Here is a 20,902-nt window from a genome sequence, read left to right as displayed (position 1 = left end):
TGGTACGGGCCGGGCTCACTCCTCGTGCGGGCTTCCCCCGGCCGCGGCCAGCTCGGCGACCACCGGCCGGTGGTCGCTCGCCGCGGCCAGGACGGCGGGATCGGCCTCGACGCCGCCGCAGGAGACCACCCGCAGCCCGGCCACCGCGAAGATCGCGTCGATGCGCAGGTGCGGTCCGCGGGCGGGGAAGGTCAGGCCGTCGCCGCGCGGCGCGAGCGGGTAGCAGTCGGGCAGCTTCCCTGCGATGTACCGCCAGGAGGGCCGGTCGGACTGCTCGTTGATGTCCCCCGCCAGCACGGGCAGCGCGTCGAAGCGGTCGGCGACCTCCTGCAGGATCCGCACCGCCTCGTGGGAGTGGTACAGGCGCGCGCCCTCGTTGAGGTCGAGGTGGATGGAGCCGACCGCCACCCGGAGGCCGCCGGTCTCCACCACGGCGACGGCGATCGCCCGCTGCTCCAGGCCGAAGAAGAACCGCAGCCGGCGGCCCTCGCCGTGCAGCACCCGGACCCCGGGCCCGGCCAGGACCGCCACGCCCCCGACACGCAGCCCCGCGGCCACCCTCAGCCCTCCGGAGGCCGCGAGGTTCCTGCGCCTGCGGCGCCAGCACAGGAACCGGGGAGCCTCCTGGACGCAGAGCACGTCGGCCCGCAGCGCGGTCATGACCTGCCCGAGCGCCGCCACGTCGTCACGCATGGCACGCACGTTGTAGCTGGCGACTCTGAGCAGCACGGCGACCTCCCGGGAACATCCCGTGAGCTGAGCGTAACCGGACCTGCGATATCCGGCGATAACCACCCCGCCTCGGGCAGTCCCCCGAAAGCGGACAGCCCGGCGGAGCGGGCCGCCCGGTTGATCAGGCGACCCGGCGGAGCGGGCCGCCCGGTTGATCAGGCGACCCGGCGGAGCGGGCGGCCCGGTGGCGGGCGGCCCGGTGGCGGGCGGCCCGGTGGAGTGGAGGACTCAGCGGTTGCGGGCCAGGTCGGCGGCGCCGACCAGACCGGCGGAGGCGCCCAGCTCGGCCAGGCGGATCTCGGCCAGCGGACGGTGCCCGCGCCCGGTCAGGTGGCGGGCGAACGCGTCGCGGACCTGGTCGATCCAGAGGTCGGCGGCGCGCGAGACACCGCCGCCCAGGACGAAGCAGCCGGGGTCGAACACGGCGGCCAGGTCGCTCAGCCCCTGGCCGAGCCACTCGGCCAGCGAGGAGAAGGCGGCCAGCGCGGCCGGGTCGCCCGCGCGGGCGGCCTCGGTCACCTCCGTGCCCTCGATGTCGCCGGGCGAGCCGCCCGCGATCTCCAGCAGCCTGGCCGCCCGTTCCGGATCGGCCTCGGCGATCAGCCGGGCCTCGGCGACCAGGGCGTTGCCGCTGGCGTACTGCTCCCAGCAGCCGAGGTTGCCGCACCCGCACGGGCGGCCCTCGGGGACCACCTGCATGTGCCCGAGCTCGGCGCCCATGCCCCAGCGCCCGCGGTAGAGGGCGCCGTCGAACACCATGCCGCCGCCGATGCCGGTGCCGACGGTCACGCACACGAGATGGCTCTCGTTCCGCCCGGCCCCGAACCTGGCCTCGCCCCACGCCGTGGCGTTGCCGTCGTTCTCCACGACGACGGGCAGGTTGACCAGGTCGGCGACCTTCTTCTGCAGCGGTTCCTCGCGCCAGGCCAGGTTGGGGGCGAAACGCACGATCGAGCGGGTCTCGTCGACGAAGCCCGCCGCGCCGAGCCCGACGGCCTCGATCTGCCGATCCCTGGCCAGCTCGCCGACCACTTCGGCGATCGTGTCGGCGACCTTCTCGGGGTTCTCCGCCGGAGTCGGGCGCAGGAGCTGTTCGACTATCCGCCCCTGCTCGTCCACGACGCCCGCCGCGACCTTGGTGCCGCCGATGTCAATGCCGATGGTCAGCGCCATCTCTCACCCTTTCCCGCCGGGGGTCACCCCAGGTCGATGTGCTCCACGGGGGTATCTTCCCGGGACACGTCACGTTCTCTCGCCCGCTGTGAGGGCGAGGGCCGGTTGATCGCGTCGACGGCCGACTTCAGGGCCGCGAACAGCTCGGAGCCCGCCTGCATCAGGTGATCGGCGACCTGCCCGCCGGACTCGCGCTGCGCCGCCATGGCACGGCAGACGGGGCAGGCCCGGCAGATGTACTCCTCCTCGTGCTCGGAGACCGCCTCCTCCCACACGTCCCTGCGGCCGCCGCGGGAGCCGCCGCTGGAGAAGGCGCTGCCGAACCCCGTCATGGTGCCCTTGATCAGGTTCTTCCGCAGCTCCCTGGTGGCCCTGCGCTGGATCGTGTCGAAGAGCCTGAAGGCCTCCTCGGCCGCGCTCCCGAGCGGGTCGGAGCCGCGGGGCGCGTCCGTGCCGCGGGGCGTCTCCGAGCCACGCGGGGTCTCCGAGCCACGCGGGGTCTCCGTACCACGCGAACTGTCGGCGCCCCGGGGTGTCTCCGTGTCGCGCGAGGCGTCCGCGCCGCGGGGCGTGCCCTCACCGCGTGAGGTGTCGTCGTCGTTGCGGGGCTTCTGAGCGCCGCCGTTCATCTCACCGTTGTCAGTCATCTGGCCCTCCCGCATCGAACCGTACCCGGAGACGGCCGTCGGAGAGCGCGGCCTCCCGCACGCTCCTGCGGGCCAGCGCCGCGGGCAGGGCCAGGACCCGGCGGTAGGGGCCGATGGTGACGATCAGCTCGTCGCCCTTCCTGGCGAGGTCGACCTCCCCCTTCTCGGCGAGCGGGAGCGCCAGGATCAGCTCGCCCTCGGGGGTGATCCGCAGCGGCGGCTCCACCCCGGGCGGGGCGAAGGCGTCGGTCCCGCCGTACATGGCCTCGGCGACGCCGGCCAGGGCGTCGAGACCGACGGGCTCGGCCTCCAGGTAGGGGACCCGGTGGACGGGCAGCGGGGCGAAGGACTGCTCCACCTCGGCCAGGTGCCCGGCCTGGGCGGCCACCCACCGCTGCCGCCACGGGTCGGCGCCCTCGGCGGGGAAGACCCGGTTGGCGATCACCGCGTCGACGCGGTAGCCGTACAGGCTCAGGGAGGTGAGGGTACGGCGGGCCTCGGCCAGCACGACGGCCTCGGGGGTCAGCACCAGGCGGACGCTGGCGCCGGGGCCGGTGAGCAGCTCGCGCACCTCCATCAGCCCCCGGTGCAGGCGCTCGCCCGCGCCGACCACGTGGTCGTCGGGCACGCTGACCATCGCCACCCGGCGCACCAGGGGCGCCAGGGTGCGCATCAGCCGCCTGCCGACCGGGAGCAGCCGGTTGACGTGCCAGTCGAGCGCCTCGGGCAGCGCGAGCAGCCGGAGCGTCTCGGCGGTGGGCGCGCAGTCGATGACGATCACGTCCCAGCTCCCGGTGCGGGCCTGCTCGCGCAGCTCCAGCAGCGCGATGACCTCCTCGGCGCCGGGCAGCACCGTGATCTCCTCGGCGGTGACCTCGTCCAGGCCCAGCTCGGCGAAGAACCCCCGGGCGTAGTCGCGCAGTTCACCCCACTGGCGCTCCAGCGACCGCTGGGTGTCGACCTGGTACAGGTGCAGGCCGGGGGCGATCTCGGCCGGCTCGGGGCCGGGGCTCGCTCCGAGCGCGTCGGCCAGCGAGTGCGCGGTGTCGGTGGAGACCACGAGCGTCTTGAGCCCGGACCGGGCGGCGAGGACGGCGGTGGCCGCCGCGGCGGTCGTCTTGCCGACCCCGCCCTTGCCGGTGAACAGCAGGACCCGGGTCACTCGGTCTCCTCCACCGGTCGCGTCCGGGCGCCGCGCCCGGTCACCCGGCCTCGACGCGCTTCTTCAGCCCCTTCAGGGCGGTGTCGATGATGACCTTCTCCGCTTTTCGCTTGATCATGCCGATCATCGGGACCTTGAGGTCGACGGCCAGCTCATAGGTGACCTCGGTGCCCGCGCCCGTCTCGGTCAGGCGGTAGCTGCCGGTGAGGCCGGAGACCATCTTCCCGGCCTCGGCGATCACCCAGTCGACGGACTCGTCCCCCTGCCAGGTGTAGGCCAGGGTGTACTCGTCACTGATCGGGCCCGCGTCCAGGACGAACCTGACCCGGTCGGGGCGCCCGTCCTCCCCGGTGGACAGGACCTGGGCGGACTTCACCTGACCCGCCCACTCCGGGTACGCGGCGAAGTCGGCGATCACCGTCATGATGGTCGACCGGCCCGCGCCGATCGTGATGCTGGAAGTGGTGCGATCAGCCATGGGGTTACCGTACTCGCTCAGGCTTTCCTGGCGTACGTCCGGCTCACACCCGGCCGCGAAGATCCTCCCGCCTCGCCCGGCTCACCATTCGAGGGCGAAGGGTACGCCCCTGCCCCGGAAGTGGCCGACGTTGAGGCACTCGGTCCTGCCGATGCGGGTGCGGGCCGACAGCGGCTGGTGCACGTGGCCGAAGAGGGCGTAGCGCGGCTGGGTCCGCCTGATCGCCTCCAATGTGGCCTCGCTGCCCCGCTCGAACCGGCGGGCGACCACGTCGTACAGCAGCTCGGGCACGGCCGGCGGGATGTGGCAGCACAGTACGTCCACCTCGCCGACCGCCTCGACCTTGCGGGCGAACTCCTCGTCGTCGATCTCGTTCGGCGTGCGGTACTGCGTGCGCAGCCCGCCCCCGACGAAGCCGAAGCGCAGGCCCCCGATCTCGACGGTCTCCCCGTCCAGCACGTGGTGGCCGGAGCGCGCGTACTCGGGCCAGTAGCGCGGCAGGTCCACGTTGCCCGGGGTGAGGTAGGCGGGGGTCGGCATGGCGGCGAAGATCTCGCCGTACTGGCGGCGGACGGAGCGTTCGATGTGATCGCGCGGGTCGCCCTCCAGCGAGGCCCACAGCGCGGCGGACATGGCCCTGGCCTCGTCGAAGCGCTTGGCGGTGCGCAGGGCGATGAACTCGGCGGCCCGCTCCGCCCCGAACAGCTCGGCGAAGATCCCCTGCGAGTGGTCGTCGTAGTCGACGAACAGGATCAGGTCGCCCAGGCAGATCAGCGCGTCGGCGCCTTCCCCCGCACGGGCCAGGGCGTCGGCTCTTCCGTGCACATCGCTGACGACATGAACCCGCATGCCCGACATCCTAGCGATCGACCGGTTCGCCCACGGTGCGGGTGAGATGCGGTGAGTGAGATGCGCCATAATGGCGGACCCGCATGTCAGACGGCCGCGCCCGGCGGCACTGATAACGTGAAATCGCCCTTGGTAACGCCTGCAGTGGTAACGCCTGAGTGACAAATCTACCCACGCGTAACTTCTCGCGGTAGCTTCCAGGCAACCATCGATCCGTGCGTCCCAGGAGTGATCCCGTGCGCGAGTACAGTGTCCCCGTGCTGGTGGACGTCCCCGCCTCCGCCAACCTGACCGACACGGTGTTCCAGCGGGCCGAGCAGGAGCCCGGCTCGATCGTCCTGCGCCGCAAGGCCGGCGACGACTGGAGCGCCGTCACCGCCCGGGAGTTCCGCGACCAGGTCGCCGCCGTGGCCAAGGGCCTGATCGCGGCGGGGATCGAGCCCGGCGACCGGGTCGCCCTGATGTCGCGCACCCGCTACGAGTGGACCGTCGCCGACTACGCCATCCTGGCCGCGGGCGCGGTCACCGTGCCGATCTACGAGACCTCCTCCGCCGACCAGGTGAAGTGGATCGTGTCCGACAGCGGCACCAAGGCGATCTTCGTGGAGCTGGATTCGCACGAGGAGACCGTCCGCGAGGTCCTGCCGGAGCTGGAGGGCCTGAAGAACATCTGGCGCTTCGAGGGCGGCGCGGTGGAGGAGCTGACGGCCGCCGGGGCCGAGGTCTCCGACGAGACGCTGGCCGAGCGCAGGAGCTCGCGCGGCGTCGCCGACCTCGCCACGATCGTCTACACCTCCGGGACCACCGGCATGCCCAAGGGCTGCCGCCTGACCCACGACAACCTGCTGTTCACCGCGCGCAACGTGGCCAACGGCCCGCTGGAGCGGCTGTTCACCGTCGAGGGCCGCGCGGTGCTGCTGTTCCTGCCCCTGGCCCACGTGTTCGCGCGCATCATCCAGACCGTGCTGATCGAGACCGGCACGATCCTGGCGCACACCCCGAACATGAAGAACGTCGGCCCCGACCTGCAGGGCTTCAAGCCGACGTTCCTGCTCGGCGTGCCCCGCGTGTTCGAGAAGGTCTACAACACCGCCGAGCAGAAGGCCACCGGCGAGGGCAAGGGCAAGATCTTCCACGCCGCGGCGGACACCGCGATCGCGTGGAGCCGGGCGGAGTCCGCCGGCGGCTCCGGGCTCGGCCTCAAGCTCAAGCACACGCTGTTCGACAAGCTGGTGTACGGCAAGCTGCGCGCGGCCACCGGCGGCAACCTGTCGGTCGCGATCTCCGGCGGCTCGGCCCTGGGCGAGCGGCTCGGCCACTTCTTCCGGGGCGTGGGCATCGAGATCGTCGAGGGCTGGGGGCTGACCGAGACCTCCGCCCCGTCCACGGTCAACATCCCCGGCGCCAACAAGATCGGCACCGTCGGCAAGCCGTTCCCCGGCGTCACGGTCGCCATCGCCGACGACGGCGAGGTCCTCGTCAAGGGCCGCCACATCTTCGACGGCTACTGGAACAACGAGAAGGCCACCGCCGAGGCGATCGACCCCGACGGCTGGTTCCACACCGGCGACATCGGCGAGCTCGACGCCGACGGCTACGTGAAGATCACCGGCCGCAAGAAGGAGATCCTCGTCACCGCCGCGGGCAAGAACGTCGCCCCGGCCCCGATGGAGGACCGCATCCGCGCCCACCCCCTGGTCAGCCAGGCGATGGTGGTCGGCGACGACAAGCCCTTCGTGGCCGCGATCGTCACCCTCGACCCCGAGGCGCTGGAGCAGTGGAAGGCCGCCAACGGCAAGGAGTCGGCCACTCTCGCCGACCTGAGCGCCGACCCGGCGATCGTCGCCGAGGTGCAGAAGGCCGTGGACGACGCCAACCGGTCGGTCTCCAAGGCCGAGCAGATCAAGAAGTTCTCGATCCTCGACATCGACATCACCGAGGAGAGCGGTCACCTGACCCCGACCCTCAAGGTCAAGCGCAACGTCGTGATGCGCGACTTCGCCAAGCACATCGAGGAGCTGTACGGCTAGGACGGGGACGGCCGGGAGCGGGGCGGATACGGCAGCGCCCACCGGGGGTGACGGGCCCGCCTGCTGGGAGGTACCCGGTGGGGCGGGTGCCGCCCACCCGTGAGGCATGTCCCCAGTGGGGCGGGTGCCGCCCACCCGGCCTGCGCCCCACGACCGCCAGACGGATATCTCCGACGTCCGCTCAATGGTCATCAGCGATCTGTGACCGGGTGATGGGCAGGCCGGGACGCTCGGCGATCACCTGCCTGCCATGCCCGAGGACGGCTCCGGCATCTGGCGCCCGTCGTGTCCCGAGTGTGGTCTCAACGGACGCCCAGGGCTGACTCCTCACGCCCTAGAACCCGCTGTACCCCAGGGGTCAGTTTTCAGGATCCGGCGTCAGCTGTTTCCGAGGCGCAGCCGGGTGGGCGACACCTGCCCCACCACGGACACACCCCACGGGTGGGCAACACTCGCCCCACCGGACACACCCCACCACCCGGCACGTGCCGCCGCACCCGCCTCCCCCTGTCCGGCCGCCGCCCCGCCCGGTCACGACTCCCTGATCACGGCCACGCCGCCCGCGGGCACGGTCCCGGGGAAGGGCTCCCCGGTGAGCAGGTCGAGGCCGGTGGCCTCCAGCGGGACGGCTTCGACGCCGTGGTTGACGGCGAACAGGTAGGACGGGCCGTCCGGGTGCGCGCGCCGTACCAGCTCCAGGCCCGTCACCGCGCCCGGCTCGGGGTGCACCCCGGCCTCGCCGGTGATCCGGGTGAGCAGGCGGGTCAGGGAGGGGTCGTCGAGGCGGGTGGAGACGTACCAGGCCGTGCCCTCGCCGCGGGTGTTGCGGGTGATCGCAGGAGCGCCGTCCAGGACGCGGGCCCACGGGTCGGTCACCGGGTCCGCGTCGCCCGCCGTGTAGGAGGCGATCACCTCGGCGGTGACGGCCCGGCCGTGCTCGCGCCAGATCCGGCCGGTCGACCCGTCGGAGAGCGTGACCGTGCCGCCCTCGGCCAGCGGGACGAACTCCTCCATCCGCACGCCCAGCACCTCCCGCAGGGCGCCGGGGTAGCCGCCGGGCCAGATGCGGTCGTTGTCGTCGGCGACCCCGCTGTAGGCTCCGGCGACCAGGGTGCCGCCCGCCTCCACGTAGGAGAGCAGGGCCGAGCGGGCCGTCTCCCCCAGCAGGTACTGGGCGGGCAGCAGGACCAGCCGGTACGGCGTCAGGTCGCCGTCCGGCGGGACGAAGTCCGCGGTGATCCCCAGCCGCCACAGCGCCCGGTGCCAGGCGGCGATCTCGTCGCGGGCGGTCATGTCGACGCTGGGGTGACCGGGCCTCTCCTGCGCCCACACTCCCGGCCAGTCGAACACGATCGCCACCTCGGCGGTGACCCTGGAGCCCTCGACCTCCGTCAGCCGTCCCAGGTCCGCGCCCAGCTCGCACACCTCCCGCCAGATGCGGGAGTCGGTCCCGGCGTGCGGGATCATCCCGGAGTGGTGCCGCTCGGCCCCGGCCAGGGAGGCCCGCCACTGGAAGAAGAGCGCGCCGTCGGAGCCGCGCGCCACGTGCGCCAGCGAGTTGCGGCGCATCTGGCCGGGCGTCTTGGGGATGTTGCGCGGCTGCCAGTTGACCGCGCTCGTGGAGTGCTCCATCAGCAGCCACGGCGCTCCCCCGGCCAGCCCCCGGGTGAGGTCGGCGGCGAAGGCCAGGTCGATGTGGGACTCGGGGTCGTCGGCGCGCAGGTAGTGATCGGTGGCGACCACGTCCACGTGCGGGACCCACTGCCAGTAGTCGATCTCCCAGTGCACGCCGGCCATGAAGTTGGTGGTCACCGGGATGTCGGGGGTGACCTCGCGCAACACCTCCAGCTCGGCCTGGTGGCAGGCCAGCAGCTCGGCCGAGCTGAAGCGGCGGAAGTCGAGGTCGTGGGCCGGGTTGAGGAAGCTGGGCGTCTTACGGGGCGGCAGCACCTCCTCGAAGGAGGTGTACTCCTGCGACCAGAAGCGGGTGCCCCACGCCTGGTTGAGCCCGGGCAGGTCGTAGCGCTTGCGCAGCCAGTCGCGGAAGGCCGCCGCCGAGGTGTCGCAGTAGCAGCGGGAGACGTGGCAGCCGTACTCGTTGCCGATGTGCCACATCCGCAGCGCCGGATGCCCGGCGTAGTGCTCGGCCATCGCCCGCGCGAGCCGTACGGCCGCCGCCCGGTAGTGGGGCGAGGAGGGGCAGTAGGCCTGGCGGCTGCCCGGCCACAGCCGCGCGCCGTCGGCGTCGACCGGCAGCGACTGCGGGTAGGCCGCGGAGAACCAGGGCGGCGGGCTGGCCGTCGCCGTGGCCAGGTCGACGCCGATCCCGTTGTCCGCGAGCAGCCCGAGCACGCGGTCCAGCCAGCCGAAGCGGTGGGAGCCCTCCTCCGGTTCCAGGGACGCCCAGGAGAACACTCCGACCGTGACCAGGTTGACCCCGGCCTCGCGCATCCGGGCCACGTCGTCGGCCCAGATGTCCTCCGACCACTGCTCGGGGTTATAGTCACCGCCAAAATACATGATGTCACCATAAACCAACATCGTTATTAAAACATCCGTTGACAACCCTTTAAAAGGGACATTCCATATGGAAGGACATGAGCGATATCGGGGGAAACTGAGCGTTCCGGTCAGGAGGAACCATCATGACCCAACGACCGCCGATGCCCCACCGAGCCGTGTCTCCCATGTCCCACCGGATGGCTCCTCCGATGTCCCACCGGGCAGCGCCCCCCGTGTCCCGCCGGACGATGCTCCGCGGTTCTCTGCTGGGCGCCGCCGCGTTCGGCGTCCCGGCGATCCTCGCCGGTTGCTCGAACCCCGCCGAGCAGGCGGCCCCGGGAGGGACCGCGAGCGCGGGCGGCGGCACCGTGACCCTCGGCTCGAACGCCTCCGACGAGGTCCCGAAGAAGTCGCTGGAGACCGTGGTCAAGTCGTTCACCCAGGCCCAGGTGAAGATCAACACGGTCGACCACAACACCTTCCAGGAGAACATCAACCGCTACCTGCGGGGCACGCCCGACGACGCGTTCACCTGGTTCGCCGGCTACCGGATGCAGTTCTTCGCCGAGCAGGGCCTGGCCGTCGACATCTCCGACGTGTGGCAGGAGATCGGCGGCGACTACACCCCCGCCTTCAAGGCCGCCTCGACCGGCGCCGACGGCAAGCAGTACTTCGTGCCGTTCACCTACTATCCGTGGGCCGTCTTCTACCGCAAGAGCCTCTGGCGGGAGAAGGGCTACGAGATCCCCAAGACGCTCGACGAGTTCACCGCGCTGTCCCGCGAGATGAAGGCCGACGGGCTCATCCCGATCGCCTTCGCCGACAAGGACGGCTGGCCGGCCATGGGCACCTTCGACATCGTCAACATGCGGACCAACGGCTACGACTTCCACATCTCCCTGATGGCGGGCAAGGAGTCGTGGACCGACCCCAGGGTCAAGCAGGTCTTCGAGACCTGGCGCGGCCTGATGGAGCACCACCAGACCGGAGCCAACGGCCGCACCTGGCAGGAGGCCGCCCAGTCGCTGCAGCAGAAGAAGACCGGCATGTACCTGCTGGGCATGTTCGTCGCCCAGCAGTTCCCCGAGGACGAGCGCGACGACCTCGACTTCTTCGCCTTCCCCGAGATCAACCCGCAGTTCGGCCAGGACTCGGTGGAGGCGCCCATCGACGGCTACATGATCTCCGCCAAGGCCAAGAACGTGGAGGGGGCCAAGCAGCTCCTCAAGCACTTCGCCGCCGCGTCCTCGCAGAACATCGCCACCGGGCTGGACCCCGGGACGCTGGCCGCCAGCTCCAAGGCCGACACCTCCGGCTACAGCTCCCTGCAGAAGCGCGGCGCCGAACTGGTCTCGCAGGCCGCCCACATCTCCCAGTTCCTCGACCGCGACACGCGACCGGACTTCGCCTCGACCGTCATGATCCCCGCCTTCCAGCGGTTCATCGGCGAGCCGGACGACATCGACGCGCTGCTGAAGGACATCGAGGCGCAGAAGGTGAACATCTTCCGGTGACGGCGCTGCGCGACTCCCCGGAGGTGACGGCCCGCCGTACCCGGCGCGCCCGCCGCTACTCCACCCGCGACGTGGTGGTCCTGGTGATCGGCCTGGGCATCGCCGTCCTGGTCGACCTGGCCGTGGTCTGGGGTCCCACGCTGGCCTCGGTGGCGCTGTCGGGCACCGACTGGAACGGCATCTCCGAGCTGCGCTGGATCGGCGGCGACAACTACCGCGACCTGACCACCGAGTACCCGCCGTTCTGGACCGCCGTCCGCAACAACGTGCTCTGGCTCGGCTTCCTCGGCCTGGTCGCGACGCCGTTCGGCCTGCTGTGCGCGGTGCTGCTGGACCGGCGGCTGCGGATGTCGCGGTTCTACCAGAGCGCCCTGTACATGCCGGTCGTGCTCTCCCTGGCCGTGGTCGGCTTCATCGCCCAGCTCGTCTACTCCCAGGACTACGGCGTGCTCAACGCGGTCACCGGGATGAACACCGACTGGCTGGGCGATCCGTCGATCAACATCTGGGTCGTCATGGTCGCCGCGGCCTGGCGGCACGTGGGCTACGTGATGATCATCTATCTCGCCGGGCTGAAGGCCGTCGACCCCGCCCTGAAGGAGGCCGCGGCCATCGACGGCGCGAGCGAGCGGCAGGCCTTCTTCCGGGTGGTCTTCCCGGTGCTGCGGCCGATCAACGTCATCGTGCTGGTGATCACGGTCATCGAGGCGCTGCGCGCGTTCGACATCGTCTACGCCATCAACAAGGGCAGGAACGGCCTGGAGCTGCTGTCGGTCCTGGTCACCGAGAACATCGTCGGCGAGGCCAGCCGGATCGGCTTCGGCTCGGCGATCGCGGTGGTCCTGCTGGTGATCTCGCTGGGGTTCATCGTGACCTACCTGACCCAGGTGTTCAAGGAGGGACGATGACCTCGGCCCCGACCCGGGCGTTCGTGGAGGGACGATGACCTCGACCCTCACCGAGCCCGCCCGGACGAGCCCGGCCGCCCCTCCCCCGCCCTCCCGCCGGGTACGGCCGCTGCGCCTGCTGCTGCACGTCTTCCTGTTCCTGGTCGCGCTGGGATGGCTGGCCCCGCTGGCGCTGGCCGTCTACGCCTCGCTGCGGCCGTACGAGGAGACCGCGCGGCTCGGCTACTTCTCCCTGCCGGAGACGCTCACCCTCGACTACTACAGCGAGGCGTGGACCCAGGCGGAGCTGCCGAAGTACTACCTCAACACGCTCATCATCGTGATCCCCGGGGTGGTGCTGACGCTGGCGCTGGCCTCGTTCACCGCCTTCACCATCGCGCGGCTGCACCTGCCCGGCCGCTGGATCCTGCTGGTGGTCTTCACCGCCGGGAACCTGCTGCCGCCCCAGGTGCTCATCACTCCGCTCTACACGATCTACACCATGATCCCGCTGCCGTGGTGGATGTCGGACTCGCTGTCGCTGTACGACTCCTACCTGGGGCTGATCCTGGTCCACGTGGGCTTCCAGTTCGGGTTCTGCGTGTTCGTGCTGGTCAACTTCATGAGCACGATCCCGGAGGAGATCTCCGAGGCGGCCATGGTGGACGGGGCCGGTGTGTGGCGCCGCTACTGGCAGCTGACGCTGCCGCTGTGCCGTCCGGCGCTGGCCGCGCTGGGCACGCTCCAGTTCACCTGGATGTACAACGACTTCCTGTGGGCGCTGGTCCTGATGTCCTCGGGCGACAAGCTCCCGGTGACCAGCGCGCTGAACAACCTGCGGGGCCAGTTCTTCACCGACTACAACCTGCTGGCCGCCGGCTCGGTGCTCGTCGCGCTGCCCACGCTGATCGTCTTCCAGATGCTGCACAAGCAGTTCGTCGCCGGGCTCACGCTCGGCTCCACCAAGGGGTGATCCGGCAAGGGGTGATTCAACAGGGGGCGATCCGGCCAGGGACGACCCGGGGCTACGGCGTCTGCGCCGGTTCGAGCAGCTCGGCGAACCGGGCGGCGACCAGGTCCCAGCCCCACTCCCGGGCCACCCACTCACGCCCGCGCCGGCCCATCGCGCGGGCGCGGTCCGGGTCGCCGAGCAGGCCGACCAGGGCCTCCCCCACCTCCCGCGGCGAGGTGCCGTCCACGACGAGGCCGGTCTCGCCGTGCACCACCGCGTCGGGCGCGCCTCCCGACGAGCCCGCCACGACCGGCAGGCCGCTGGCCGAGGCCTCCAGATAGACGATGCCGAGCCCCTCCACGTCGATGCCGCCCAGCCGGGTACGGCACGGCATGGCGAACACGTCCCCGAGAGCGAAGAACCGGGGCAGGTCGGCGGCGTCCACCGAGCCGGTCAGCACGACCGACGAGCCCAGGCCCAGGGAGGCGGCCAGGCGCTCCAGCCTCCCCCGGTACGGCCCGCCGCCCACCAGCAGCAGCTTCGCCTCCGGCACGGCCCGCAGCACCCGGGGCCAGGCGCGGATCAGGACGTCCTGGCCCTTGCGCGGCACCAGCCGGGAGACGCAGACGACCACCGGCCCGGCCCCGAGGGCGGCCAGGACGCGGGGAAGCGCGGAGTCTCCCGGACCGGACCGGGTAGGAGCGGCCTCCGGGGAGAACACCTCGGTGTCCACGCCGGGCGTCAGCCGTACCAGCTTGCCGTCGGGGATCACCGTGGCCAGCAGCCGCCGCGTGTACTCCCCCAGATAGGTGACCACGTCCGCGTGGGCGCCGATCCTGGCCAGCAGCCGGCGGGCGACCGGGACCCGCGCCCAGGACGCCTCGTGACCGTGGGTGAGCATGATGACGCGCCCCACCCCGGCCGCGCGCATCCGCGGCGCCAGCAGGCCCAGCGGAGCCGCGGCGCCGAAGACCGCCGTCTCGCACCCGAAGCGCGCGACCAGTTCCCCGGCCCGGCGGGCGACCGCGCGGGTGGGGAGCATCAGCGAGGTGGGGTGGCGCACGACGGGGTACGGCTGGCGCGCGTCGAAGTCCTCGCAGCCGGGCCAGCGGGACGCGTAGACGACCACCGACTCCGGGGGCAGGCAGGCGGCCAGCCCGTGCACGAACGACTGGATGCCGCCCGGGCGGGGCGGGAAGTCGTTGGTGACGATCAGTGTGCGCTTCACGGCTCCGGCATGCCGTTCAGCGCTGCCCACGAGCGTGCCATGGCGATGCGCTCGGGTATCGCAGGATGGGAGGCATAAAGAACATATTCAACGACATCCGGCGACAAATCAGAAATGTTGGATATTGCGAGTCGCTTCTGCATGGCGGTGAACATCGCCGGATCCCGGGTCAGGTCCAGTGCGTGGGCGTCGGCGCGGGCCTCGACCTGCCTGCTGACCACGTTCTGCACGGGACCGGACAGCACCGTGGCCAGGCTCACCAGCCCGACCAGCAGGCCCGCCGCGGCGGGGTCGGCGACCGAGGCGACGCCGCTGCGCCGCCGTACGACCCCCGCGGAGGTCACGAGATAGAGCAGGCACGCCCCGCAGGCCGCGCCCAGCCCGCCGACCAGCGTGCCGTACAGCACGTCCCCGTTGTCGGCGTGACCGAGCTCGTGGGCCACGACCAGCTTCACCTCCTCGGCGGGCGCCTTGAGCAGCGTGTCGTAGACCACGATCCTGCGGGTGGCCCCGAACCCGGAGACGTAGGCGTTGAGCGCGGTGGTCCTGCGGGAGGCGTCGGCCACCAGGACGTCCTCCACCGGCACGCCGTCGCGGGCGGCCATGGCCAGCAGATCGTCGCGCAGGGGCCCGGCGGCCATCGGGGTGAAGTCGTTGAAGACCGGCTCGATCAGCACCGGGTAGACGAACGAGGCGGCCACCGTCAGGGTGAAGGCGCCGAGCGCGGCGGGGATCCACCAGCGCCGCATGCGCCGGGCGAGCGCCACCACGGCGAGCACCATGACGGCGATCAGCCCGGTCCTGATGCCGATGCTCTTGATGCGGTCGGCGCTCCAGGTCAGCCAGGTCTGGGTGGACAGGCCGTAGTCGCGCAGATGGGTCTCCTGCCACATGCCGAGCGGCCAGCGCACGATCTCCACGGCCACCGTCACGGCCACGACGCCGAGCAGCACCCGCAGCCACCACGGCCCCCTCAGCCGGCCCAGCAGCCGCGCTCCGACGGGGGTGGCCACCAGCAGCCCGGCCGTCACCAGGGTCAGGCCGAGCGAGAGGTAGGCGGGCGGGCCCACCGCCGCGTCGAAGGCCGCCGAGCGGGCGATCTGCTCGGCGGTGAAGTCGCGGGACGGGTCCGGCGCGACCGGCGGCGCACCGGAGGGCAGCGGCCGCCACGGCGTGGTGAACGCCACGACCGCCAGCGTGGCCGCCCCGAGGGCCACCAGAGCCCACCCCGCCGCTCGCACCCCCGAGGGCGCCTGCGCCGTGCTCCGGCTCATCGGCCGCTCACCGCTTCCCCGCGTCCCGCGGATCCGCTCACCGCTTCCCCGCGTCCCGCAGGTCCGCCCATCGCTTCCACGCGCCCCGTCGGCCCGCTCGCCGCTTCCCCGGGTCCCGCAGGTCCGCCCGCCGCTTCCACGCGCCCCATCGGCCGTTCACCGCTCCCGTCCGCCGCGCGGGCCGTACGGTCTCCCGCGCCGCCCGTCCCGCCGCCTTCGTCCCATGCCGTTCCGGCATCTCGAACCTAGAGGATCACGAGCCGGAGGGCTCAGCCGAGTTCCCGGCGGAGGTAGTCGCGCCAGCCGGCGGTGAAGGCGGCCGGGGACAGCCCGAGCACGGCCTCGACGTCGCCGCCGCGGGAAGGGGTACCGGCTCCGCCGGGCGGGGGGCCGCCGTAGAGCCTCACGAGGGCCCGCTCGCCGAAACGCCCGGCGATGTAGCGGCAGGCGAGCCAGGCCTCCTCGTAGACCTGGGGCAGCCGCGCGGCGCCGGGGGCGAAGTCGGCGGGACCGGGCAGGCCGTCGGGCAGGGTGCCCGCCCGCACTTCCCGGACGAGTTCGGCGGCCACCGTACGCACGTCCAGTCCGCTGCCGGAGTATCCGACGTAGTCGGCGAACCCCTCCGACAGCCACGTCGGCACCCGCCCGCCCCTTGTCGCCCCGGTGGCCACGTGGGTCAGCTCGTGGGCGATGACCACGTCCCTGCCGATCCGGCTCAGCCTGGCGTAGCCGCTCGGCACGACGATCACCCGGTCGGCGGTGGCCATCGCGGCCAGCCCGTCGCTGGCGCCGGCGCCGGCGAGGATCTCGGCCCCGGCGTCGGTCTCCGGGAACAGGATCACCGGGCGGACCGGCCCCCAGACCGCGGCGACCTTGCGGCGGGCCCGCTCGGCCCTGGCGGCCAGATCGGCCAGCAGGCCGGAGTGGATCCGGTGGCCGATGACGACGTAGCGCTCGCCGCGGAGCACCTTCGCGCCGGGCCACGGTTCCCGTCCGACCGGCGCGTCCCCGGCGGCCAGCGTGGCTCCCGCCAGTGCCAGCGTCCCGGCCAGTACGGCGCGGCGGCTGCGCGGGACGGACATCGGATCGGCGGCTCCTGCGCTGCGCGGAGGGATGGGGCTGCGGACACGGGGAGGGGCTGCGGACACGGGAACGGACTCCGGACGCGGGATGGGCTCCGGACACAAGGACCATAACAGGACCCGGTCCGGGCGTTCTCCCGTACCGGCGGGGAAGGCCCCGCCCGGCTCCACAGAGCCGGACGGGGCCTTCGACCGGATCAACCGCCGGGACGGACCGCTCCCGAGAAGGACGACCTGTACCAGCCCTTCAGGCTCACGATCCGGACGGTCTTGCCGCTGCTCGGCGAGTGGACCATCCTCCCCTTGCCGACGTACATGCCGACGTGACCCTTACCGCGGAAGAAGAGCAGGTCACCGGGGCGCAGGTTGCTCCACGAGACCTTCTTCCTGACGGCCCGGTACTGGCTGTAGGTGACCCTGGGGAGCTTGACTCCCGCCGAGCGCCACGAGTACTGGACCAGTCCGGAGCAGTCGAACGCACCGGGACCGCTGGCTCCCCAGCGGTAGGGGGCGCCGACCTTCTTCTTGGCCGTCGCGACGGCTTTGGCGGCTCTCGCCTTCTGCCGCGCGGCCCGGCTCATCGTGACCTTGACCTTGGCGCTCGCCTCGGCTCCCACGATGGCCTTGACCTGTGCCGCTGTCGCGCTGTCCGTCTTCGCCTGCGCCGCTGTGGAGTTCATCATGACCGCTCCGGCTGAGGCGGTCAGACTGAGGGCGAGTCCGCCGATGGAAAGGCGGAAAAGGCGTGACGAGCAGGGATTGTGCAGGGTTGTAGACAGGATTTCTCCTTGGGACTTCCACTGATGCCTACCGGGTTAGCTGACGGATTCGGGCAGGGAAGACGCCCTACGGCATGGCAATGCCGATTCACCCCTGGTCACGGGCTCGTGCCTGGTGGGTCCCCGGTTCCGTGCCTCCTGGCTGCACGGATTCGGCAGGCCGCTTTCGCCTCATTGGCGCTTCGGGCGGCCGGATGGATTTCTATGCGGACATCGGCACTGGAGGGGCCGACATTCAGTGCGACGGCATGGCTTGCTCGCCGCGACGCCAGAAGGTACTCGGATCAGTAAATTTCAGCAAAGCATTCCCCATCGGGAGTGGGTCGCTCCGCCTTGATCACAGATCCATAACCCCTGCGCAATCGGCAGTTCCGCTGTCTCAATATGACTCTCGTCACATTCCCAGGAGTGGATCCTGAAAAACGTCACTTCCGTCACATGAGTCACACCAGTAATGATCTTGTTCCCGGCGCCACCGTAGATGATCAAGGGGTCCGGACAGAGAAGCGCTGGATATGAGCACGACTCGAAAAGGGTTTCGGAGCGGCTGGAAGGGTTTCACCCGACCGAGAAGGTCTCCGGAACGCGGACGCGCCGACACGACGCGTCACCGGCGCGGAATTGAAACGACCGCTTCATTCCCGGGAGGCCTCCGCCGACGCTTCACCGCCACACGGCATTTCCGCACCGGCTTTCCCCGCCCACCCGCGGGACGCTTTTCCGCCGCCGCTCCGGGCGTCCTTCCGCAGCGTCGCGGGGTGAACGCCGAGGTCGCCGTGGAACGGTCCCTACGGATTTATGGTCGCCTCCGCCGGAGGGCGGAACGGAGATCGATATTTACGGAGAGGCGTTCCGGCATTTATCGTCCCGGGGTCCGGAAATGCCCGGAAAGGCGCGGTCCACGGAAAAGGAATGCTGTCAAGGCCCGGTGAATCCGGGGGTCAGGGACGGACCGCGCCGACGAGACGGCGGCCGTAGGACGACAGGCTGACGACCTTGACGACGTCCCCGGTCTGGGGGGCGTGGACGATCTGCCCGTTGCCGGCGTAGAGGCTCACGTGCCCCAGGCCCTCGCTGAAGATCAGGTCTCCGGGCTGGAGGTCGTCCAGGGAGACCTTGCGGCTGGCGCCCCAGCTCCACTGCTCCCAGGTGGTCCGGGGGAGGCTGACCCCTCCGGCGCGCCAGGCGGCCTGGACGAGACCGGAGCAGTCCCAGCCGCCGGGCCCGGTGCCGCCGTACTGGTACGGCTTGCCGACCTGGGCGAAGGCGAAGTCCAGCGCCGAGCGGGCGTTGCCGGAGGCCGGTCCGGTGTAGGCGATGCCCGTGCTGTTGGGGTCGCCGGTCTTGAAGGCGCCCAGCTCGCGCAGGAGCTTGGTCTGCGCCTTGACCATCTTGTCGGCCTTGGCCTTCTCCTCGGCCAGCTCGTCGCGCGTCGCGTCGGCCTCGGCCAGAGCGTCCTTGGCCTTGTCCCTGCTCGTCCGCAGGGCCTTGTTGGCCTCGTCGAAGGCGTTGAGGGACTGGGCCCGCGAGGCCGACATCTGGTCGACCGTCGCCAGGCCGCTCAGCATCGAGCCGGGGTCGGGCTGGGTGAACATGGTCTCCCAGCCGGTCACGCCCCCCACCTGGTAGGTGCTGACGGCCATCGTGACCAGTTCCTTGCGCAGCCCGGAGACCTTCGCGTTCTGGCGCGTGAGGTCGGCGTTGAGCTCCTGGTACTTCTTCTTGGCCCGCTTCAGTTTCTCGCCGGCCTGGTTGTACTTCTCAACGATCTTGTCGGCCTCGTGGTTGAGCTTCTCCAGCTTCTTCTTGGCCTCGGCGATCGTCGGCTTCGGCTCGGCGGAGGCGCCGCCGACCGGCAGGAGGGGCAGCAGGAGGGCCGCAAGCACCAGTCCGGCCGCCACAGGCATCCGCCCGGAACTCTTCGGCATACCCGCCACGGTCACGACGACGCCCCTCCCGCGCAAAGACCTGGGCGAAATAGTACAGAATTGGTAAGGCCTAACTCACCTTTTCGGATGTTTTAGCCCCTACCGATGCGTATCTGCTACCGGATCCGCGCCCGTCGTCCCTGCGTACGGCCCCGCCGCCCCTCCGCGAAGGGCCTGAACGGACCGTCGCACAGGCGCCGAGGAGCAGGTCCGCAATTCCGGTCGGACCGGAGGGTCAGGCGCGGCCCAGGCGCTTGAGGAGCAGCCCGGCCGGGACCGGTCTGGCGCCCATCCGGCGCACGGACTCGGCCACCTCCCGGTCGGAGGAGACGACCGCCAGAGCGCGCCCGGCGGGCTCGGCCCGGACCAGCTGGCGGATCAGGTCGTCGGCGATCTGCCCGGGCGCGCTGAACAGCACCCGCACGCCCCGCGGGGCCGAGACCGGCACCGGTCCGTTCAGCTCGGCGCCGTCGAAGACGCAGGTCAGCTCGGTGCGGGTCTGCGCGTACAGCGCGCCGAGCCCGGTGAGCAGTCGGTTGCGCTGGTCGGCCAGGGTGAGCGTGCCGTAACCGGTCTTGGTCACGTTGTAGCCGTCCACGATCACATGGATCTGCGGCAGCGTGAGCAACTGGTCGAGCAGCGCGGGATCGTCGTCGGCCAGCGCCCGAGCGGGCACCGCCCGGACCCCCGGGCTGCCCGGGGTGACCGAGGCGACGGAGTCGGCCGGCCTGATGATGCTGGAGGGCAGGGCCAGCTCCCGGCGCAGACCGGCCGCGGCGTCCTGGAGGGCGTCAAGCAGCAGCCGGACCCTGGTGTCCTCCACGCTGCGGCCCTCGCGGGCGGCCCGGCGGGCGGCCTCCAGCTGCCGCTCGGAGTCGGCCAGGCGCTCACGCAGGCGTCGCAGCTCGCTCTCCCCTGCGCTGCCCGCCGAGGCGGCGGCGGTCTTGGCCTCCTGGGCGGCCTCCTCCATCGCCGCGGCCCGCGCCTCGGCCGCCTTGGCCCGCTCGCGGGCGTCGTGCAGCTTGCGGCGCAGGTCGGAGATCTCCCCGCGGGCGGCCTTGAGCTGCTCGCGCAGCCGGTCGGACTCCTCCTTGGCGGAGGTCTTCTGCGCCGCCAGCTGCTCGCGCAGCCGTACGAGCGTCTGCTCCAGCGCGGAGCCCTCCGCGACGGCCGCGGAGCGCTCGAGGTCGTCCCGGGCGGTCTCGATCATCTCCTCCCAGCCGGGCGGCCGGGTGAGGTAGGCGGCGGCGGCGACCATGACGGGCTCGGCGGCCGGGGGGACGGAGCCCTCCGCCAGACCGGCGACCAGCTCCGGCCAGCCGGCGGCCAGCGCCTCGGCGACGACCTCGCGGAACTCCTTGTCGTTCTCCAGCTGCGCGGCGATCGGCGTGCCGCCCAGCCTGGCCCGCTTGCGCGGGTCGAACTTGGCGATGTTGCGCAGCGGCGGCGGCACCGACGCGGCGGGCATCGAGCCGAGGATCTGGGATGCCAGCTCCACGACGTGTAAGCGGACCTGCTCCGGCAGCGGACGAGACAGGCCCTCTCCGGCTGAACTCATCACGGCCCCTACTCGGATTGGTCTATCTGTCAAGGGTACGGGCATCGCGCCCGGGCGCCGACCGGATAAGAGATCGAACGCCATCTGACCTGCTCGTGAACGTTTTGTGGACAAGCGTTTGGTTGGC

At 71.4% G+C, this 20,902-nt stretch carries 17 protein-coding genes and 1 riboswitch; of the genes, 4 read left to right on the top strand and 13 right to left on the bottom strand.

What is annotated here, in order from left to right; all coding sequences use genetic code 11:
* Positions 1 to 15 precede the first annotated feature (15 nt).
* From Psi01_RS35430 to Psi01_RS35405, 6 genes are all read right to left on the bottom strand, one after another.
* Positions 16 to 729 (bottom strand): endonuclease/exonuclease/phosphatase family protein, encoded by a 714-nt coding sequence (locus Psi01_RS35430; RefSeq protein WP_204068531.1) that lies wholly within the window; start codon positions 727 to 729, stop codon positions 16 to 18.
* Between the two features lie 231 nt (positions 730 to 960).
* Positions 961 to 1,905 carry an ROK family glucokinase gene (locus Psi01_RS35425; protein ID WP_204068530.1) on the bottom strand — a complete coding sequence of 315 codons (945 nt, stop codon included), beginning with the start codon at positions 1,903 to 1,905 and terminating at the stop codon, positions 961 to 963.
* Positions 1,906 to 1,928: 23 nt separating this feature from the next.
* Positions 1,929 to 2,552: a hypothetical protein gene (locus Psi01_RS35420; protein WP_204068529.1), complete on the bottom strand. Its 624-nt coding sequence runs from the start codon at positions 2,550 to 2,552 to the stop codon at positions 1,929 to 1,931.
* Complete coding sequence (locus Psi01_RS35415; RefSeq protein ID WP_204068528.1) at positions 2,545 to 3,714, bottom strand: ArsA family ATPase; 1,170 nt, start codon at positions 3,712 to 3,714, stop codon at positions 2,545 to 2,547. The genes Psi01_RS35420 and Psi01_RS35415 overlap by 8 nt, the downstream gene beginning before the upstream one ends.
* Before the next feature lie 40 nt (positions 3,715 to 3,754).
* Positions 3,755 to 4,192 carry an SRPBCC family protein gene (locus Psi01_RS35410; RefSeq protein WP_204068527.1) on the bottom strand — a complete coding sequence of 146 codons (438 nt, stop codon included), beginning with the start codon at positions 4,190 to 4,192 and terminating at the stop codon, positions 3,755 to 3,757.
* 81 nt (positions 4,193 to 4,273) lie between these two features.
* Positions 4,274 to 5,041: a metallophosphoesterase family protein gene (locus tag Psi01_RS35405; RefSeq protein WP_204068526.1), complete on the bottom strand. Its 768-nt coding sequence runs from the start codon at positions 5,039 to 5,041 to the stop codon at positions 4,274 to 4,276.
* A 236-nt stretch (positions 5,042 to 5,277) separates the two neighbouring features.
* Between Psi01_RS35405 and Psi01_RS35400 the strand changes: the two genes are divergently transcribed.
* Positions 5,278 to 7,071 (top strand): AMP-dependent synthetase/ligase, encoded by a 1,794-nt coding sequence (locus tag Psi01_RS35400; RefSeq protein WP_204068525.1) that lies wholly within the window; start codon positions 5,278 to 5,280, stop codon positions 7,069 to 7,071.
* A gap of 531 nt (positions 7,072 to 7,602) precedes the next feature.
* Here Psi01_RS35400 and Psi01_RS35395 read toward each other — a convergent pair.
* Positions 7,603 to 9,591 (bottom strand): beta-galactosidase, encoded by a 1,989-nt coding sequence (locus tag Psi01_RS35395; protein WP_239128268.1) that lies wholly within the window; start codon positions 9,589 to 9,591, stop codon positions 7,603 to 7,605.
* A 230-nt stretch (positions 9,592 to 9,821) separates the two neighbouring features.
* On the opposite strand from Psi01_RS35395, the gene Psi01_RS35390 reads away from it, so the two are divergent.
* From Psi01_RS35390 to Psi01_RS35380, 3 genes are read left to right on the top strand one after another with little or no spacing between them, the layout of a single operon-like run.
* Positions 9,822 to 11,087 carry an ABC transporter substrate-binding protein gene (locus Psi01_RS35390; RefSeq protein ID WP_239128267.1) on the top strand — a complete coding sequence of 422 codons (1,266 nt, stop codon included), beginning with the start codon at positions 9,822 to 9,824 and terminating at the stop codon, positions 11,085 to 11,087.
* On the top strand, positions 11,084 to 11,995 hold the full coding sequence (locus Psi01_RS35385; protein WP_239128266.1) for a carbohydrate ABC transporter permease: 912 nt from the start codon (positions 11,084 to 11,086) through the stop codon (positions 11,993 to 11,995). Before Psi01_RS35390 ends, Psi01_RS35385 begins: the two co-directional genes overlap by 4 nt.
* A 34-nt stretch (positions 11,996 to 12,029) precedes the next feature.
* Positions 12,030 to 12,947, top strand: coding sequence for a carbohydrate ABC transporter permease (locus Psi01_RS35380; protein ID WP_204068522.1), 918 nt, complete (start codon positions 12,030 to 12,032; stop codon positions 12,945 to 12,947).
* 52 nt (positions 12,948 to 12,999) lie between these two features.
* Here Psi01_RS35380 and Psi01_RS35375 read toward each other — a convergent pair whose 3' ends face one another.
* The 6 genes from Psi01_RS35375 to Psi01_RS35350 form a co-directional block, all read right to left on the bottom strand.
* Positions 13,000 to 14,154 carry a glycosyltransferase family 4 protein gene (locus Psi01_RS35375; RefSeq protein ID WP_204068521.1) on the bottom strand — a complete coding sequence of 385 codons (1,155 nt, stop codon included), beginning with the start codon at positions 14,152 to 14,154 and terminating at the stop codon, positions 13,000 to 13,002.
* Positions 14,151 to 15,428 (bottom strand): M48 family metallopeptidase, encoded by a 1,278-nt coding sequence (locus Psi01_RS35370; protein WP_204068520.1) that lies wholly within the window; start codon positions 15,426 to 15,428, stop codon positions 14,151 to 14,153. The genes Psi01_RS35375 and Psi01_RS35370 overlap by 4 nt, the downstream gene beginning before the upstream one ends.
* Before the next feature lie 269 nt (positions 15,429 to 15,697).
* On the bottom strand, positions 15,698 to 16,510 hold the full coding sequence (locus Psi01_RS35365) for a gluzincin family metallopeptidase (RefSeq protein WP_204068519.1): 813 nt from the start codon (positions 16,508 to 16,510) through the stop codon (positions 15,698 to 15,700).
* 197 nt (positions 16,511 to 16,707) lie between these two features.
* Positions 16,708 to 17,193 carry a C40 family peptidase gene (locus Psi01_RS35360; RefSeq protein ID WP_204068518.1) on the bottom strand — a complete coding sequence of 162 codons (486 nt, stop codon included), beginning with the start codon at positions 17,191 to 17,193 and terminating at the stop codon, positions 16,708 to 16,710.
* A 106-nt stretch (positions 17,194 to 17,299) separates the two neighbouring features.
* Positions 17,300 to 17,457, bottom strand: a riboswitch (cyclic di-AMP (ydaO/yuaA leader).
* 773 nt (positions 17,458 to 18,230) lie between these two features.
* A complete protein-coding gene (locus Psi01_RS35355) occupies positions 18,231 to 19,217 on the bottom strand; it encodes a C40 family peptidase (protein ID WP_239128265.1) in 987 nt (328 codons plus the stop codon).
* Positions 19,218 to 19,452: 235 nt separating this feature from the next.
* On the bottom strand, positions 19,453 to 20,715 hold the full coding sequence (locus Psi01_RS35350) for an NYN domain-containing protein (RefSeq protein ID WP_239128264.1): 1,263 nt from the start codon (positions 20,713 to 20,715) through the stop codon (positions 19,453 to 19,455).
* Positions 20,716 to 20,902: the final 187 nt, after the last annotated feature.

It is taken from the genome of Paraplanobispora siamensis (assembly GCF_016863175.1).
Classification (GTDB): domain Bacteria; phylum Actinomycetota; class Actinomycetes; order Streptosporangiales; family Streptosporangiaceae; genus Planobispora; species Planobispora siamensis.
Note: the sequence above shows the minus strand (reverse complement) of the source record. Positions and strands in the feature narration are given on the sequence as shown.

Coding starts and splice junctions, on each gene's coding strand:
- Psi01_RS35425 (WP_204068530.1), bottom strand. CDS start 1,905: ATGGCGCTGACCATCGGCATTGACATCGGCGGCACCAAGGTCGCGGCG.
- Psi01_RS35410 (WP_204068527.1), bottom strand. CDS start 4,192: ATGGCTGATCGCACCACTTCCAGCATCACGATCGGCGCGGGCCGGTCG.
- Psi01_RS35365 (WP_204068519.1), bottom strand. CDS start 16,510: ATGTCCGTCCCGCGCAGCCGCCGCGCCGTACTGGCCGGGACGCTGGCA.
- Psi01_RS35370 (WP_204068520.1), bottom strand. CDS start 15,428: ATGAGCCGGAGCACGGCGCAGGCGCCCTCGGGGGTGCGAGCGGCGGGG.
- Psi01_RS35405 (WP_204068526.1), bottom strand. CDS start 5,041: ATGCGGGTTCATGTCGTCAGCGATGTGCACGGAAGAGCCGACGCCCTG.
- Psi01_RS35390 (WP_239128267.1), top strand. CDS start 9,822: ATGCTCCGCGGTTCTCTGCTGGGCGCCGCCGCGTTCGGCGTCCCGGCG.
- Psi01_RS35355 (WP_239128265.1), bottom strand. CDS start 19,217: ATGCCGAAGAGTTCCGGGCGGATGCCTGTGGCGGCCGGACTGGTGCTT.
- Psi01_RS35395 (WP_239128268.1), bottom strand. CDS start 9,591: ATGTATTTTGGCGGTGACTATAACCCCGAGCAGTGGTCGGAGGACATC.
- Psi01_RS35360 (WP_204068518.1), bottom strand. CDS start 17,193: ATGATGAACTCCACAGCGGCGCAGGCGAAGACGGACAGCGCGACAGCG.
- Psi01_RS35380 (WP_204068522.1), top strand. CDS start 12,030: ATGACCTCGACCCTCACCGAGCCCGCCCGGACGAGCCCGGCCGCCCCT.
- Psi01_RS35420 (WP_204068529.1), bottom strand. CDS start 2,552: ATGACTGACAACGGTGAGATGAACGGCGGCGCTCAGAAGCCCCGCAAC.